This is a genomic window from Methylobacterium sp. NPDC080182 (assembly GCF_050281105.1).
In the GTDB taxonomy this organism is placed as follows: Bacteria; Pseudomonadota; Alphaproteobacteria; order Rhizobiales; family Beijerinckiaceae; genus Methylobacterium.
Genome location: NZ_JBNNWO010000003.1, coordinates 429,720 through 445,762, shown reverse-complemented (window position 1 = coordinate 445,762; position 16,043 = coordinate 429,720). Strand labels below are relative to the sequence as shown.

The following is a 16,043-nucleotide window of genomic DNA, read 5'->3' as shown; positions in this document are numbered from 1 at the left end:
CCCGGCAAGATGACCTTCGGCAAGCTGCCCCTGGGCAAGATCTCCTTGGGCAAGGTCCGCCACGGCGCCCCCTGGGAGGGCGCGGACGCCCTGCCCCACGCGGCCGAGGGCGGCGGCGCCCGCGTCGACCACCTCGTCGTGCTCGGCCTCGTCCCGGCCGGCGCCCGGGTGCTCGACATCGGCTGCGGCGACGGCTCGCTGCTGGCGCTGCTGCGCGACCGCCGCGCCATCGACGGGCGCGGGATCGAGCTGTCCCGCGAGGGCGTGAACGCCTGCCTCGCCCGGGGCCTGTCGGTGATCCAGGGCGACGCCGACACCGACCTCGCCAACTACCCGGACGGGGCCTTCGACGTCGTGGTCCTGTCCCAGACCATCCAGGCGACCCGCAATCCCCGGGTGGTGCTGGAGCACCTGCTGCGCATCGGCCGGCAGGTGATCATCTCGTTCCCGAATTTCGGGCACTGGCGGGTGCGTTCCGAGCTTGCCTTCCGCGGGCGGATGCCGGTCACCGAGATCATGCCGGACGCGTGGTGGGAGACGCCCAACATCCACCACTGCACGATCCGCGACTTTGTCGGCCTGTGCCGCCTGATCGGCGCGCGGATCGAGCACGCCACGGCGCTGGACGCCCGCGGCCGGCCGATGCGGTTCTCCATGCCCTGGTGGGTCTGGAACCTGTTCGGCGCGCAGGGCGTGTTCCTGCTCCGGCGCGAGGATGCCGGGCCCTAGAACCGCTCCCGAGCAAGGCGAGGCGGTGGCGCGTCGAGCCCGTGCCGGACGAGGCACACCCCCGTCGCGCCGTGATGGCTCGCTCGACCTCGAAGCGTCTTGTCCCTCACCCCAACCCTCTGCCGCACGGGAGAGGGGGCGTGGCGCGGATGTCTCGACCGGGGTCGTCGTCCTTCCCAACCGTTGCAACACGATCGGAAGCGGCCCCAGCATCGCGCCGCTGTTGTCCGGCGCTCAAGGGTCGCCGCGCGGCGCTGTCTCTCCCGGGCGCACCCGCGGCGCCCCGGCCCGGCGATTCCGCAATCCGTCTGAAATAGAGCAGAAACGGAGCTTGGCTATTTCTGGTCGCGTTCCCGTGATCGGACCGTGATTACGGATTCGTCCGGCGTTCATCCCGAGACGTGCGCGTCCACGAGGGGTCGTGGACTGTGCCCGGCTGCGCGGAAGACTTGCCGCAACCGCGAATTCCAGCAGGGTCGACAGGACACGTGCGCCGCGCGATCGTTCACATCGGGATGCCCCGAACCGGCTCCACCGCGTTCCAGGAGGTGCTGGCCCGCCTGCGCCCCCGCCTCGCCGCGGCCGGGATCTGCTACCCGAACCTCGCCCCGCCGGGCGCCCCCGGCAGCGACGACGTCAACCACTACCGGCTCGGCCAGGCGCTGGACCGGCGCCGCGGCGCCGCGGAGCGCCGCGAGGCCCTCGCGCGGCTCGACGCGATCCTGGCCGCCACGCCGGCCGACACGGTCCTGCTCTCCTACGAGGACTTCTCCGTCCAGCGCCCGTTCTGGCGCGTTCCCGAGATCCTGTCCGACCTGTTCGCGCGCCGCGGCTTCGCCCTGGAGGCGGCGCTCGTGGTCAAGCCGCAGGCCGAGCAGCTGGCCTCGGCCTACGCCCTGCGGGCGCAGGTCGTCGCCGAGGGCCGCACGTTCCGCGGCTTCCTGCGCTCCGAGGGCGGGTCCCGGCGCTACGACTACGCGGACCGGCTCGAGCCCTGGCGCCGCGCCGCCGCGGGGCGCGTCACCGCCCTGCCGTACCGCGACCGGCGGTCCGACGCGCCGCTGCTGGCGCGGCTGGTCGACGGGCTCGGGCTGGGCGAGCGCCTCGCGCCGCTCCTCGGCCCGGCCGACCTCGCCTACCGCACCAACCGGAGTTCCGGGCCGGTCGCGGTCGAGGCGTCGCGCCGCCTGTACCGGCTCGGCGTGCACCGGCAGGTGACCGGGCATCGCCGGCTGCTCGGCCACGTCCTCGACGACTGGGCCTGGGCGCGGGGGCTCGACGCGGAGCGGTTCCGCGGCGACGCGCCGGAGGGGCTGGCCCGCGTCGCGGCGCGCTACGCGGCCGGGAACGCGCGCTTCGCCGCCGCCTGCTGGGGGCAGAGCTGGGACGCGGTGATCGCGGCCGCGCCCGCCGCGCCGCCGAACGAGCTCGCCGCCGGTCCGATCGCGCCCGAGACGGAGGCCGCGGTCGAGGCGCTGGTGCGGGCGGCGGCGGCGCGGGCCGCCTTCCGGTCCCCGCCCGCGTGGCGGCGGCGGACGGCCCACATCCTGGAGGAGTGCCGGGAGCGCCTCGGCGAGGCCGTCGGCTACCCGGTCTGGCGCGTGCCCTAGGGCCCGCGCGCTCGTGTCGATGTCCGAGAACCGGCGGCCGCCCCCGCGGCTGCTGCCCCAGGCGGTGGATATGTGCGTCGTGCAGAAGATCCCGCAGACGGTTCCGGCCGGCCTCCCTCCGGGCCCCGTGACCTGGCACCCCCTCCAGGCGCGGGAGGCGCGCTGGGCGCGCCTCGGCCAGGTGCCGGTGATCGCGTGGCTGACCGGCCTGTCGGGGGCGGGGAAGTCGACGCTGGCGGCGGAGGCCGACCGGACCCTGGTCGCGGGCGGCCGGCACAGCGCGGTCCTCGACGGCGACAACCTGCGCCACGGGCTCAACGCCGACCTCGCCTTCTCGCCGGAGGACCGCGCCGAGAACGTCCGGCGCACCGCCGAGGTGGCGCGGCTGATGGCCGAGGCGGGGACGGTGGTGATCGTCTCGCTGATCTCGCCCTACCGGGCCGACCGGGCGCTGGCGCGCCGGATCGCCGGCGACATCCCGTTCCTGGAGGTGTTCGTCGACACGCCACTGGGCCTGTGCGAGGCCCGGGACCCGAAGGGACTCTACCGGCTGGCCCGCGCCGGCCGCATCCCGGGCTTCACCGGCATCTCGGCGCCCTACGAGGCGCCGGAGCGACCGGACCTGACGATCGCCACCGAGGGCCGCGGCACCGCGGCCTGCGCCCGCGCCCTGAGCGCGCGGCTGATGCGGCTGAGCCGGGCGGGCGCGGGTGCGAGGCCGGGGCGGTGAGCGTGTGGTTCCCGACGCGCACACCGGGTCCTCCCAGCCATCCCCTCATCCTGAGGTGACCGCGAAGCGGGGCTCGAAGGAGGGTTCCAGCCGGCCGCGCGATCCCTGGAGCCCGCCTTCGAGGCCTGCGCTTCGCTCCGGCACCTCAGCCGGCACCTCAGGATGAGGGCGCGAATTGGGAGGCGCCTGGCTCGCCCTACCCGCCCGGCCAGCGCAGCTCCGCCCGCAGGCCGCCCAGCGCCGAGCGGCCGAAATCGAGCCGGGCTCCGGCGGCCTCGGCGACGTCGCGGGCGATGGCGATGCCGAAGCCGGTGCCCGGCCGGCTCTCGTCCCAGCGCTGGCCGCGCCCGATCCCCGCGATGGCCGCGGCGCTCATGCCGGGGCCGTCATCCTCGACGGCGAGGCCCGGCTGGCCGGCGTCCGTCCCGGCTTCCGTCCCGGTGATCCGGACCCGCCGGTGCGCCCACTTCCGGGCATTGTCGAGGAGGTTGCCCAGCACCTCCATCAGCTCGCCCTCCTCGCCCGGATAGGAGAGGGTCCCGGGCACCGCCACGGCCCAGTCGAGGGACCCGCCCTCCGGCAGCCGCCGCAGGGTCGCGACGAGGCGTTCCGCCACCGGGGCGACCGGGCAGGACCGCCGCCGCAGGTCGCCCGCGGCCGCGACCCGCGCCCGGGCCAGCGCCCGCTCCACCTGCCCGCCCATGGCCCGCGCCTGCTCGGCGATCTCGGCCGCCAGCGCCGGGTCGGCCGGCCCGGTCCGGCGCGCCAGCGCGTCCAGCACCGCCAGCGGCGTCTTGAGGCCGTGGGCCATGTCGGCGGCGGCGTCGCGGGCGCGGATCAGGGCGCGCTCCTGCGCGTCGAGCAGCCGGTTGAGGTCGGTGACCAGCGGCCGGACCTCGTCGGGGAACTGCTCCGGAAGCCGCGCCCGCCGCCCGGCATGGACCGCCAGGAGCTCCGCCTGCAGCACCCGGAACGGGCCGAGCGCCCGGTGCACGAACAGGCCCATCGCCAGGGTCAGGACGACGAACAGGGCGACGAGCGCCGGGACGAGCAGGCGCAGGAACGTGGTCCGGCTCGCCGCGAGGCCGCGCCGGTCCTCCGCCACCGCGACCCGCAGCGCGGTCTCGGCGCCCGGCGCGCCGATCTGCAGCGGCCGCACCACCGCGATGAGCCGGCCGCCGTCGGGCCCGGTCGTGTCGCGGGTGGCGGGGGCCTGCGCGGCCGCCCCGGCCGGTCCCAGGTCGAGGCTCCTGTCCCAGAGGGAGCGCGAGCGCAGCGCGCGCGATCCCGCCTCGACCTGCCAGTACAGGCCGCCGTAGGGCGTGGCGAAGCGCGGGTCCGGCAGGTCCCGGGACAGGGTCGGCGTCCCGTCCGGCGCGAGGCCCACCCGGCCGGCGATGAGCTTGGCGGTCCGGTCCAGATCGGCGACGGTGCGGGCGTCGAGCACCCGGTCGAGGATCACCGTGAGGCCGATCCCGGCGAGCACCAGCGCCAGCGCGATCAGCGCGGCCGCCGCGAGGCCGAGCCGCAGGCGGAGGGAGTCGCGCCTCACGGCCCGTCCGGTCCGGTGATCAGGTAGCCCTGGCCGCGGCGTGTCTCGATCACCCCCGGCCCGATCTTGCGGCGCAGGCGCGTCAGGAGCGCCTCCAGGGCGTTGGCCTCGCGCTCGGTCCCGACGCCGTGGAGGTGGTCGAGCAGCTCGCCCGCCGGCACGACCTGCCCCGGCCGGTGCAGCAGGAAGGCCAGCAGCCGGTATTCCAGGGCGGTCAGCTCCGTGGGCCTGCCGTCGACGCTGACCGCGCGGGTGCGGGTGTCGAGCTCGACCGTGCCGGCGCGCAGCACCGGCGCGGCGTGGCCGGCGGTGCGCCGCAGGATCGCCCGCAGCCGCGCGACCAGCTCCTCCATCCGGAACGGCTTGGCGAGGTAGTCGTCGGCGCCGGCGTCGATGCCCTCGACGCGCTCGCGCCAGCCGTCGCGGGCGGTGAGGATCAGGACCGGCAGGGCGACGTCGGCCGCGCGCAGGCGGCGCAGCACGCCGAGCCCGTCGAGGCGCGGCAGGCCGAGATCCAGCACCATGGCGTCGTACGTCTCGGTCTCGGCGCGGAACCACGCCGCCTCGCCGTCCGCCACCACGTCGGCGACGTAGCCGGCCCTCTCCAGCCCCTGCCGGACGTCCGCCGCGATGCGCGGCTCGTCCTCGACGATCAGGACGCGCACGGGCCGGCCTCCTCAATCATCGTCGTCCTCGTCCAGGATCTTCAGCGTGCCGGCATCGACCTTCACGGTCCGGCGCTTCCCGTCGGGCCCGAGGATGCGCAGCTTGTACAGCCAGTGCCCGTCGTCGCGCTTGAGGTCGACCGACACGACGTCCCCCGGCACCGCCGACCGGGCCGCCGCCAGCACCGCGTCGAGGGGGCGGATCTCGCCGCTCTCCAGCGCCCGGCGGGCCCGGTCGGCATCCTCGGAGGCGTGCAGGGGCCCGCCCGCGAGGGTGGCCAGCAGGCCGAGGGCGAGAACGAGGGCGCGTCGGGGCAGGAACGGGCTCATGCGGGCGCAGGCTAGGCCGCGCCGCCTGACGGGACGCTGACAGCCGGCGTCAGGGTCGCGGGGCGGGGCTTCGGCACAAGGGCCGCCATAGCCCTTCCGGAGACCTGAGACCATGTCGCTCTACGTCGGTATCCTCCTCGCCTGCGCGGCCGGCCTCGCCGGCACCCTCCTCTGCCCGGACGACAGGGGCGGCCGCTCGCGCCTGCCGCTCCTCGCCGCGCTCCTGATCGGCGGCCTGTCCTGGCACGCCCCCGCCCGGGCCGGCGAGATCCTGCGCGGCCCCGCCCAGGTGATCGACGGCGGCACGCTGCGCGTCGGCGGGCGGCCGGTGAGCCTGTTCGGGATCGCCGCGCCGGAGGCCGACGCGACCTGCGCGGACGCCCGGGACCGGCCCTACCCATGCGGCCGCGACGCCGCCCGGGCGCTCGCCGACCGGATCGGCGGGGCGGCCGTCACCTGCGAGCCGCGGGGCGAGGCGGGCGCGGCGCTCTGCCGGGTCGGCGAGGCGGATCTCGGGGCCTGGATGGTGGCGCAGGGCCTCGCCCTGCCCGATCGCGACGTCGCGCCGGACTATGCGCCCGCGGCGGACCGGGCCTGGGGGCGCCGCCTCGGCCTGTGGTCGGGGGTGTTCCAGGATCCCGCCGAGCGGCGGGGCCGCCGCGCCGCCGCGGGCCTGCGCGCCGCCGGGTGACGCCCCGTCCTCACGGGAACGCTCCCGGGCGCGCCCGGTTGGACCGGAGAGCCCGCCCGGGCGGCGGTGGACCCGCGGAGGCCCCATGAGGATCCTGACCCGTACCACGCTGCTCGCCGTCCTCCTCGCCGGCGCGACGGGGACCGTTCACGCCGCCGAGGGCCAGGGCAAGGCCGAGGGACGCAAGGATGCCGGCGCGCCCACGACCAGCATGGGCGCGGGCGGCCTCAGCGGCACCGGCGCCACCCGGGACGGCGCCCGCACGGGCCCGGTCGAGAGCAAGGGGCAGCCGGGCGGCGCGAAGCCGCCCTCCGCCCCGAAGGCCGGGACGGGCCGCTGATCCGCTCCGGCACCTCGGGATGAGGCGACGGGTCGGAGACTCCGTCCGGCCGGGCCGCGCTACTGCGAGCGGCGGCTGAACGAGACCGCGTAGGCCTGGACGCGGGCGTCGATCAGCGGGTCGTCCGAGACCTCGATCCCGTCGGTCAGGTTGTTGGGCATGAACAGCAGCGCCTTCTCGGCCTCGGCGCTGTCGGGCACGACCTTGCTCACCGTCACGGTGCCGAGATCGACCGTCTTCCGGTCGTCCGGCCAGGGCTTGGTGGCGTCGTTGGTCGGGTCACCCGGCTCGGCGAGCTGGGCCAGCATCCGGAACCTCGCCGGAGTCTTGGCGACCCGCGGGCCGATCTCGGCCATCAGGAAGTTCGGATCGCGCTTGGCCGCGTCCTCGGGGGCGAGGATCTCCTCGCCCTCCACCGGCACGAAGCGGAACCGGAACGGCTGCCGCTTGCCGGCCGCGTCCACCAGGATGAAGGCGTTGACGCCGTTGTAGGTCTGCCGGGCGAGGCTCGACGGGGTCCTGGCGGTCCCGCCCGCGGTGGCGGCGGCCGGGTGGGCGGCGGCGAAGCGCTCCAGCGCGGTCGGATGGGCGGCCTTCGGGCCGCTCTCGGCGGCGGCCTTCAGGAGGTCGCGGAACTCCTCGCCCGTGGCGACCGGGAAGTACTTGAGCGAGTTCGTGACGACGTCCATCTCGGAGCCGTCGCTCAGCTTGAACTTGAGGGCGAGGCCGTGCGGGTTGGCGTCGGCCGCGCCGTCCGGGATGGTCGGGACGCCGGTGGCGTCCGAGAACCGGATCGTCACCGGCACTGCCGGCCCCTGGAACAGAGAGGCCTTGCTGATCTTCGCCGCCTCGGGCGACGGGGTGAAGCTGCCCTCGGCGACCACGCCCTTGGCGTGGTTGGCCCGGGCGCCCGGATGCTTGCCGAACAGCGTGTTCATCACGTCGATCGTCTGCTCGGCGGTGGAGGCCTCCTGGGCCAGGGCCGGGGCGGCGGCCGCGAGCGCGGTGCTCAGCAGGAGGGCGAAACCCGATCTCGAACGCAGCATGGGAACCTCTCGGCAGCGCGGGCTCTCGGGAGCCGGTCAATGCGGACCGGACCATCTTCTAGGGAGCGAGGCGCCGGAGGCACAACCAAAAGCTATGCCGCTGCGGAGCGGGGTGTGGGGAAAACGGGTGTCGGCATCGCGTGGCCGCGGCGCGAACGGGAGGGTCTCGTGCGTCGAGTGCGTGTCGCGCCCCCTCTCCCGCTCGGGAGAGGGCACCCGCGCCGCGTCCGGGCGGCCTACCGCGCGCCGCGGTGGAGGTCGCCCTCGATCAGCAGGGCGCTGCGGCTGTCGAGCCGCGAGCGGTAGACCTGCAGGTTCTCCATGACCCGCTGCACGTAGTTGCGCGTCTCCGTGAAGGGGATGCGCTCCACCCAGTCGATCACGTCGACGTCGCCCTTGCGCGGGTCGCCGTAGGCGTCGATCCACTTCTTCACGTTGCCGCCGCCCGCGTTGTAGGAGGCGAAGGCGAGCACGTAGGAGCCGCGCCAATCCTCCATCAGCTCGCCGAGATGGGCCTGGCCGAGCCTCGCGCAGTAGGCGGGGTCGCTGGTCAGGCGGTCGACGTCGAAGGCGGTCGAGACCCGGCGGGCGGTGCGCTGGGCGGTGGCCGGCATCATCTGCATCAGCCCCCTTGCGCCGACGCCCGACTGGGCGCGCGGGTCGAACTGGCTCTCCTGGCGGGCGATGGCGTAGACCATGGCCCGCTCGACCTGCGGGACCGCCGTGAAGGTCTCGTAGGTGGGAATGCCGATCGTCGGGTAGGCGTGGGCGTCGAGCGGCAGGCCGCGCTGGACCGCGAGCTTGCCGATCGCCACCAGGGCGCGGGCGTCCTTCATGTCGGTGGCGAGGTCGCCGAGCGCCTGGAGCTCGCGCGGGTCCGAGAGGTCCCGGGCGGCGTCGATGTAGAGCGGCAGGGCCAGCTCCTTGATCCCGGCCTCGCCGAGCAGGCGCAGGGCGCGGATGGAGAGCCGCCCGTCGAAGGCCTGGCGCTCCGCGCCCTCGAGGTCGGCCGGCGCCCGCAGGGGCAGGCTGGTCTGGCCGAGCCGGGCCCGGGCCACCTGGCCGTAATAGGCGATCGGCTGCAGGGCGGCGCGCTCGTAGAAGCGCTTCGCCTCCTCCGACTGGCCGAGCGCCTCGGCCGCCCGTCCCTGCCAGTAGGCGGCCCGCGCCACCGAGATCGGGCTCTCGGCGATCGCCGCCACCCGGGCGAAATGCTGCGCGGCGGCGGCGGGATCGCCGGCGAAGCGGAGCGCGATCCAGCCGGCGTGGAACTCGGCCTCGATACGCTTCTCGGGCGAGCGCGCCGCCGGCTGGCTCGCCACCGCGTAGGCGGTCTTGGCATCGCCGAGGTCGAGGAGCTTGCGCGCCACGATCCGGCGCTCGATCCACCACTCGTCGCCGTCGACCAGCACGTCCGGGTTGCTCGGCGCCGTCGCGAGCACGGCGGCGGCGGCTTCGGCCTTGTCGGCCCGGCGGAGATACTGCGCCCGGGAGAAGATGTAGGACGCGTCGCTGCGCAGCGACGGCGGCACCGCGGCGAGCGCGGCCGCGGCGCCCGAGGACTTGTCCTCCACGGCCCGGCGGGCGCGCACGAGGCTGGCATAGGCGCCGCCCGCGTAGCCGGCGGCCCGGCCGGCGCTCTCCCAGTCGTCCTTCAGGAGCGCCCGCTCCATCCGGTAGCGGTGGTCGACCCGGGTCAGCGCGTCCGGGAAGGCGTCGAGCACCTTCGCTTCCAGGCTCCGCCCGAAGCTCTCGGTGCGCCAGAGGTCTCGGACCATCTCGGCGGCGTCGGCGTCGCAGCCGTCGGCGCGCAGGGCCAGCGCCAGGGCGAACTTGCCCGGCGCGCTCACCGGCTTCGCCGTGGCGAAGTAGGCCCGGACCGTCGCGGGCGCCTTCTTCTCGGAGAGCAGCGCCTCCTCGGCCCGGCGGCGCAGCAGCGGACCGGCCGGCCAGTCCGGATTGGCCCGGACGAAGGCCACGGTGCGGTTGAAGCCGATCCCGGCGCCCGCGCGGATCGCCACCCATTCGAGCAGCGCCTTCGCGGCCGGGTCGGTGAAGCCCTCGCGCATCCGGTCGCCGTCGGCGACGCGGCCCTTGCGGTAGAGGTCGATGGCGCCGCGCAGCAGCGTCGGGTCGGTGTCGCCGGAGATCTTCGGGCGCGCGGGATCCGGCACCTCGGGCACCGGGGCCGCCGGGGTGACCGCGGCGTCCGGCAGCGGGAAGGCCACTGGGGCGTCGGGGTCCGCGGAGGCGTAGGCCGAGGCCGCGGCCGGCAGCGTCCGGGCGGGCTCCTCGCCCTTGTCGTCGCCGCTCGAGGCGTGGACCGGGTCGAGCTTCAGGGCGTCGGCCGCGACAGGGTCGCTCGCCTTCACGGCCTGCGCGCCTCGGACCTGGGCGGTCGAGAGGGCGGCGTCGCTCGCCGGCGGCGCGGGCTGTGTCGCTGGCTGCGTGGCCGGCGGCGTCGCGGGCGCGTCGATGCCGGCTTGGCCGGCTTGGCCGGCCGGGCCGGCGAGCGCCACGCCGACGGTGGCGACGAGCGCGGCGGCGGTGAGGGACGTGCGCTTCGGGGCCGGATGCGAGGCCGCGGGTCGGATCACGATTCCCCCCTACTGATCACCGGAGCGGGAAAGGTCGAGGATCGGGCCGTGACCATTAAGATCGCGTTAACCGTCCCCACGATCTGTTTGCGCGCCGTGACGCGACCGCCTATGTCTGCCGGTCCGTGCCCGTACGATGCGGACCACGCGCGGCGCCGAGACCGCCGAAATCCCAGCTGGGACCCTTTGGGACGCCTGAGATGACCGAGATGACCGGGAGCCGCCTGCGGGGCTCGCTCACCGCGCTTGTGACGCCCTTCCGCGACGGGGCCTTCGACGAGGCCGCCTTCCGGAAGTTCGTGCGCTGGCAGATCGAGCAGGGCAGCCACGGCCTCGTGCCCACCGGCACCACCGGCGAGAGCCCGACCCTGACCCATTCCGAGCACGACCGGGTGGTCGAGGCCTGCATCGACGAGGCGGGCGGGCGCGTGCCGGTCGTGGCGGGCGCGGGCTCCAACTCCACCGCCGAGGCGGTCGAGCGGGCGCAGCACGCCGAGCGCGCGGGCGCCGACGCCGTCCTGGTTGTGACGCCGTACTACAACAAGCCGACGCAGGCGGGCCTCTACGCCCACTTCAAGGCCGTCAACGACGCGGTCGGCATCCCGATCATCATCTACAACATCCCGCCGCGCTCCGTCGTCGACATGAGTGTCGAGACGATGGCCCGGCTCTTCGAGTTGAAGAACATCGCCGGCGTGAAGGACGCGACCGCCAAGATCGATCGCGTCAGCCAGCAGCGTCAGGCCATGGGCGCGAGCTTCATCCAGCTTTCGGGCGAAGATGCGACGGCGCTCGGCTACAACGCCCACGGCGGCCACGGCTGCATCTCGGTGGTGGCGAATGTCGCCCCGCGCCTCTGCGCCGACCTGCAGGAGGCGACGCTCGCCGGCGACTACGCCAGGGCGCTGACCCTCCAGGACAGGCTGTTCCCCCTGCAGACGGGCCTGTTCGCCGAGGCCAACCCGGCGCCGGTGAAGTACGCGCTGTCGCGGCTCGGCCACATGACCGACGAGCTGCGCCTGCCGCTGGTGCCGGTGACCGAGCCCACCAAGCGCATCGTCGACGACGCCCTGCGCCACGCCGGCCTGCTGGTCGACTGAGGGAAGTCACGCATCATGGCCCCGAAACCGGAGCCCAGTCGGCGCATCGTCGCCGACAACCGCGCCGCGCGCTATCACTACACGATCGAGGACACGCTCGAGGCCGGCATCGCGCTGACCGGCACCGAGGTGAAATCCCTGCGCGGCGGCAAGGCGACGATCGGCGAGGCCTATGCCGGACCCTCCGGCAACGACCTGATGCTGTTCAACGCCTACATCCCGGAATACCTGGAGGCGAACCGCTTCAACCACGACACCAAGCGCCCGCGCCGCCTGCTGCTGCACCGCCGCCAGATCAACAAGCTGATCGGCGCGACCCAGCGCCAGGGCTACACGGTGGTGCCGCTGAAGATCTACTTCAACGACAAAGGGCGGGCGAAGGTCGAGCTCGGCCTCGGCAAGGGCAAGCAGGCCCACGACAAGCGCGAGGCGGTCAAGGAGCGCGACTGGCAGCGCGACCGGGCGCGGCTGCTGCGCGACCGGGGCTGAGGCCGGGCGCGCAGGACGCCTCTCAGGGGCGACCTTCCGCGCCGTCATCACGAGCGCAGCGAAGTGACCCAGGGCAGCGCGACGTCTGAAGACGCGGCGCTCCTGGATTGCTTCGCTCCGCTCGCAAAGACGATCGTTCCGACAGGGGGGGGGGCGCGCGCAGGCCGTGATGCGCTCGCCTTGCGCTGACCGCGCGATGTCACAAGATCCCGGATTAGCCGGTGCCGCGTCCCGAGCCTGCGATCCTGCGGAGCGACCTATGCCCTCCACCCACGATACCCTGCCCGACGACCTGCCGGTCCCCGTCGACGACGGCGCGGCCGATCATCTGCGCGGGATGCGCCTGCCCGACGTGGCGCTCACCGCCACCAACGGCCGCACGGTCTCGCTGGCGCGGCTGCCGGGCCGCACCGTGACCTACGCCTACCCGCGCACCGGCGAGCCGGGCCGGCCGGGTCTGACGCCCGACTGGGACGCCATTCCCGGCGCCCGGGGCTGCACGCCGCAGGCCTGCGATTTCCGCGATCACCACGCCGCGCTGACGGCCCGAGGCGTCGCCCAGGTCTTCGGCCTCTCGACCCAGACGAGCGCCTACCAGCGGGAGGCGGCCGAGCGCCTGCGCCTGCCCTTCCCGCTGCTGGCCGATCCGCACCGGGCCTTCGCGATGGCGGCGCGCCTGCCCACCTTCGAGGCCGGCGGGCAGGTGCTGCTGCGCCGCCTCACCCTGGTGATCGACGACGGCGTCGTGAGCGAGCTGTTCTATCCGGTCTTCCCGCCGGACCGGAGCGCCCGGCAGGTCCTCGACTGGCTCGACGGGGGCAGCGCCTGAGGCGCTACTCCTCCTCGGCCTCCGGCTGGCGGATGCCGTAGCGGTTCTCCAGGCCCGGATTGGCCCTTCCCTCCCCGCGGTAGCGGGTCGGCGCCTCGCCGGAGGCCCGCGCCGGGCGCTCGCCGGGCTCGCGCCCGATCCGGCCCGCGAGGCTCGCGAGGTCGACGAACTCGTCGGCCTGCCGCCGCAGCTCGTCGGAGATCATCGCCGGCTGGGTCTGGATCGTGGAGATCACCGTCACCTTCACGCCGCGCCGCTGCATCGCCTCGACGAGCGAGCGGAAATCGCCGTCGCCGGAGAACAGGATCATGTGGTCGATGTGCGGGCTGAGCTCGAGGGCGTCGATCGCCAGCTCGATGTCCATGTTGCCCTTGTACTTCCGCCGCCCCATCGAGTCCGTGAACTCCTTCACGGGCTTGGTCACGACGCGGTAGCCGTTGTAGTCGAGCCAGTCGATCAGCGGCCGGATCGAGGAGTATTCCTGATCCTCGATCATGGCCGTGTAGTAGAATGCCCGCAGGAGGTTCTCTCGCGACTGAAATTCCTTGAGCAGTTTCTTGTAGTCGATGTCGAAACCGAGGGCCTTGGTGGTGGCGTAGAGGTTGGCGCCGTCGATGAAGATGGCGCTGCGCTGGGTGACTGGCATGAACAGGTCAGGTCCCGAAAAATCGTGGGTGACAGGAAATCGTCTGAACAATCGGTCAGGGTTCGCCCGGGGCGAAAGGCCGGGGCGCGTGGCCGGGACGGTGCGCCGCGATCGCGGCCGCCGCGCTCTGCAAACCGGGGTGGACCGGCGCGGTCGATGACCCGCGCCACCGACGCCCCGTCCGCCGGACCATTCGTTTCAAACGGGTCCGTGTCAAGCAGAGCACGGGATTGTGCGGTCGTGAAAAACTGAACTCTCGGGGCGGATTAATTGACCACGACAGGGCTTCGTCGTGAAAACGGTGGTTTACGTAAGTTGATCCTGTAAACCTCAGATGCGCCGCGCGCCGCGCGCCGCGCGCCGCGCCCGTCGACCTCAGCCGTTCACGCGCTCGACGCTGTTGACCGGGCGCTTGCCGCGCAGTTCGGCGATGATCGCGTTGAGATGCTGGAGATCCCAGACCGACAGGTCGATGGTGATGTCGGTGAAGTCCTGGGTTCGCCGCTTCATCGAGATGTTGTCGATGTTGCCGTCGTGGTCGGCGATCACCTGGGCGATCTGGGCGAACACCCCGGGCTCGTTGATCGACTTGAGCGCCAGCCGGGCGGGGAAGCGCTCGCCGCCGAGCGCCTCCGTGTCCCAGCGGACGTCGAGCCAGCGCTCCGGCTCGTTGTCGAAGGCCGCGAGTGCCGCCGACTGGATCGGGTAGACCGTCACGCCGACGCCGGGGGTCAGGATGCCGACGATCCGGTCGCCCGGGACCGCACCGCCGTTCGGCGCGAAGGTGACCGGCAGGTCGCCCGCGAGGCCGCGGATCGGGATGGCGTCGCTGCGATCCGCGTCCTCCCCCTCCTTGTCGCCCTCCTTGCCGCCCTCGGCGCCCGGGAAGGTCAGCCGCATGGTCTGGTCGGAGGAGCGCACGAGCCGGCCGGCGCCGCTGGCGGCGCCCTGCGCGGCGGAGGGCCGGCGCTCGTCGCGGTGGTCGGGATAGACGGCGCGGACGACGTCGCCCGAGAACATCTCGCCCCGCCCCACGGCGGCGAACACGTCCTCGGTCGTCGCGCGGGCGAGCCGCGGCAGGGCGCCCCGGAGCTTGTCCTCCGAGAAGGTCTTGGCGGCGCGCTCGAAGGCCCGGTCCAGGATCTGCCGTCCGAGGCCGGCATATTGCCGCCGCACGGCGGTGCGGGTCGCCCGCCGGATCGCCGCGCGGGCCTTGCCGGTCACCACGAGGGACTCCCAGGCCGCCGGGGGCGAGGCCCCGTCGGAGCGGCTGATCTCGACCTCGTCGCCGTTGGCGAGTTCGTGCAGCAGCGGCGCCATCCGGCCGTTGATCTTGGCGCCCACCGCGGTATTGCCGACGTCGGTGTGGACCGCGTAGGCGAAGTCGATCGGCGTCGCGCCGCGCGGCAGGGCGATCAGCCGGCCCTTCGGGGTGAAGCAGAACACCTGGTCCTGGAACAGCTCCAACTTGGTGTGCTCCAGGAACTCCTCGGGGCTGTCGCCCTCGGCGAGGAGCTCGATGGTCCGGCGCAGCCACTGGTAGGCGCCGCTCTCCGCGGCGAGCCGCGGATGCACGCTGCCCTCGGCGCGGGCCGGGTCCTTCACCAGCTCGGTGCCGATCTCCTTGTAATGGGCGTGCGCGGCGATGCCGTACTCGGCGATGTCGTCCATGGCGCGGGTGCGGATCTGCAGCTCGACGCGCTGGCTCTTCGGCCCGATCACCGTGGTGTGGATCGAGCGGTAATCGTTCTGCTTCGGGGTCGAGACGTAGTCCTTGTACCGGCCCGGAACCATCGGCCAGCTGGTGTGGACGATGCCGAGCGCCGCGTAGCAATCCTGCACGGTGTCGACGACCACGCGGAAGCCGAAGATGTCGGAGAGCTGCTCGAAGGCGACGGACTTGCGCTCCATCTTCGACCAGATCGAGAACGGGCGCTTCTGCCGGCCGCTGACCTCGGCGGTGATCCCCTGCGCGCCGAGCTTCTCGGTGAGCACCTGCGCGATGGTCTCGACGACGCTCTCGGACTTAGCGGAGAGCCGCGTCAGGCGCTGGGTGATGGTGGCGTAGACCTCCGGCTCCAGGTTGCGGAAGGCCAGATCCTCCAGCTCCTCGCGCAGCTCCTGCATGCCCATGCGGCCGGCGAGCGGCGCGTAGATGTCCAGGGTCTCCTGCGCGATGCGCCGACGCTTGTCGTCGCGCATGTGCTGGAGGGTCCGCATGTTGTGCAGGCGGTCGGCGAGCTTGACCAGCAGCACGCGGACATCCGCCGCGACCGCGAGCAGCAGCTTGCGGAAGTTCTCGCCCTGCGCGGCCTGCTTGGAGACGAGGTCGAGGCGCTTGAGCTTGGTCAGGCCGTCGACCAGGGCGCCGATCTCCGGCCCGAACAGCCGGCGGATCTCCTCGAGCGTCGCCTCGGTGTCCTCGACGGTGTCGTGCAGCACCGCGGCCACGATGGTGGCGTCGTCGAGGTGGAGGTCCGTGAGGATCGCCGCCACCTCGAGGGGGTGGGCGAAGAACGGATCGCCCGAGGCGCGCTTCTGCGTGCCGTGCGCCTGCATGGCGTACACGTAGGCGCGGTTGAGCAGCGCCTCGTCGGCGGCCGGGTTGTAGCGCTTGACCCGCTCGACGAGCTCGTACTGGCGCATCATCCGCCGGGACGGGGCCGGCGCGTCCGGGGTCGTGCGCGGG

The 16,043-nt window shown here is 73.8% G+C and carries 15 protein-coding genes; 8 read left to right on the top strand and 7 right to left on the bottom strand.

The window, feature by feature from the left end; all coding sequences use genetic code 11:
- Positions 1-9: 9 nt before the first annotated feature.
- The 3 genes from metW (at position 10) to cysC (ending at position 3,069) form a co-directional block, all read left to right on the top strand.
- Complete coding sequence (gene metW, locus ACQKQD_RS08225; RefSeq protein ID WP_051123778.1) at positions 10-729, top strand: methionine biosynthesis protein MetW; 720 nt, start codon at positions 10-12, stop codon at positions 727-729.
- 515 nt (positions 730-1,244) lie between these two features.
- Positions 1,245-2,339: a hypothetical protein gene (locus tag ACQKQD_RS08220; protein WP_427508054.1), complete on the top strand. Its 1,095-nt coding sequence runs from the start codon at positions 1,245-1,247 to the stop codon at positions 2,337-2,339.
- A 70-nt stretch (positions 2,340-2,409) separates the two neighbouring features.
- Positions 2,410-3,069, top strand: a complete 660-nt coding sequence (cysC, locus tag ACQKQD_RS08215) for an adenylyl-sulfate kinase (protein ID WP_427508100.1) — start codon at positions 2,410-2,412, stop codon at positions 3,067-3,069.
- 196 nt (positions 3,070-3,265) lie between these two features.
- Here cysC and ACQKQD_RS08210 read toward each other — a convergent pair whose 3' ends face one another.
- The 3 genes from ACQKQD_RS08210 to ACQKQD_RS08200 are packed head-to-tail and all read right to left on the bottom strand — an operon-like array spanning position 3,266 to position 5,616.
- Positions 3,266-4,621: an ATP-binding protein gene (locus ACQKQD_RS08210; RefSeq protein WP_427508053.1), complete on the bottom strand. Its 1,356-nt coding sequence runs from the start codon at positions 4,619-4,621 to the stop codon at positions 3,266-3,268.
- The gene (locus ACQKQD_RS08205) at positions 4,618-5,286 is read right to left on the bottom strand and encodes a response regulator transcription factor (RefSeq protein ID WP_427508052.1); all 669 of its coding nucleotides are present in this window, start codon (positions 5,284-5,286) and stop codon (positions 4,618-4,620) included. The genes ACQKQD_RS08210 and ACQKQD_RS08205 overlap by 4 nt, the downstream gene beginning before the upstream one ends.
- A gap of 12 nt (positions 5,287-5,298) precedes the next feature.
- Entirely contained in the window at positions 5,299-5,616 is a 318-nt protein-coding gene (locus ACQKQD_RS08200; protein ID WP_427508051.1) for a PepSY domain-containing protein, read from the bottom strand.
- Positions 5,617-5,728: 112 nt separating this feature from the next.
- Between ACQKQD_RS08200 and ACQKQD_RS08195 the strand changes: the two genes are divergently transcribed.
- Positions 5,729-6,307, top strand: a complete 579-nt coding sequence (locus ACQKQD_RS08195) for a thermonuclease family protein (protein WP_427508050.1) — start codon at positions 5,729-5,731, stop codon at positions 6,305-6,307.
- 85 nt (positions 6,308-6,392) lie between these two features.
- Positions 6,393-6,647 (top strand): hypothetical protein, encoded by a 255-nt coding sequence (locus tag ACQKQD_RS08190; RefSeq protein WP_427508049.1) that lies wholly within the window; start codon positions 6,393-6,395, stop codon positions 6,645-6,647.
- Positions 6,648-6,706: 59 nt separating this feature from the next.
- On the opposite strand, the gene ACQKQD_RS08185 is transcribed toward ACQKQD_RS08190, so the two are convergent.
- Both ACQKQD_RS08185 and ACQKQD_RS08180 read right to left on the bottom strand, forming a co-directional pair.
- A complete protein-coding gene (locus tag ACQKQD_RS08185) occupies positions 6,707-7,693 on the bottom strand; it encodes a catalase family peroxidase (RefSeq protein ID WP_427508048.1) in 987 nt (328 codons plus the stop codon).
- Positions 7,694-7,929: 236 nt separating this feature from the next.
- A complete protein-coding gene (locus ACQKQD_RS08180; RefSeq protein WP_427508047.1) occupies positions 7,930-10,290 on the bottom strand; it encodes a transglycosylase SLT domain-containing protein in 2,361 nt (786 codons plus the stop codon).
- 200 nt (positions 10,291-10,490) lie between these two features.
- Here ACQKQD_RS08180 and dapA point away from each other — a divergent pair, with 200 nt between their 5' ends.
- From dapA to ACQKQD_RS08165, 3 genes are all read left to right on the top strand, one after another.
- Positions 10,491-11,390, top strand: a complete 900-nt coding sequence (gene dapA / locus ACQKQD_RS08175; RefSeq protein WP_091682544.1) for a 4-hydroxy-tetrahydrodipicolinate synthase — start codon at positions 10,491-10,493, stop codon at positions 11,388-11,390.
- Between the two features lie 15 nt (positions 11,391-11,405).
- Entirely contained in the window at positions 11,406-11,879 is a 474-nt protein-coding gene (gene smpB, locus ACQKQD_RS08170; protein WP_020095208.1) for an SsrA-binding protein SmpB, read from the top strand.
- Between the two features lie 259 nt (positions 11,880-12,138).
- Positions 12,139-12,708 (top strand): peroxiredoxin, encoded by a 570-nt coding sequence (locus ACQKQD_RS08165; protein WP_091980270.1) that lies wholly within the window; start codon positions 12,139-12,141, stop codon positions 12,706-12,708.
- A 4-nt stretch (positions 12,709-12,712) separates the two neighbouring features.
- Here the strand turns inward: ACQKQD_RS08165 and ACQKQD_RS08160 are convergent, their stop codons facing one another.
- The gene (locus ACQKQD_RS08160; RefSeq protein WP_020095206.1) at positions 12,713-13,354 is read right to left on the bottom strand and encodes an NYN domain-containing protein; all 642 of its coding nucleotides are present in this window, start codon (positions 13,352-13,354) and stop codon (positions 12,713-12,715) included.
- Between the two features lie 375 nt (positions 13,355-13,729).
- Complete coding sequence (locus ACQKQD_RS08155; protein ID WP_427508099.1) at positions 13,730-16,003, bottom strand: RelA/SpoT family protein; 2,274 nt, start codon at positions 16,001-16,003, stop codon at positions 13,730-13,732.
- Positions 16,004-16,043: the final 40 nt, after the last annotated feature.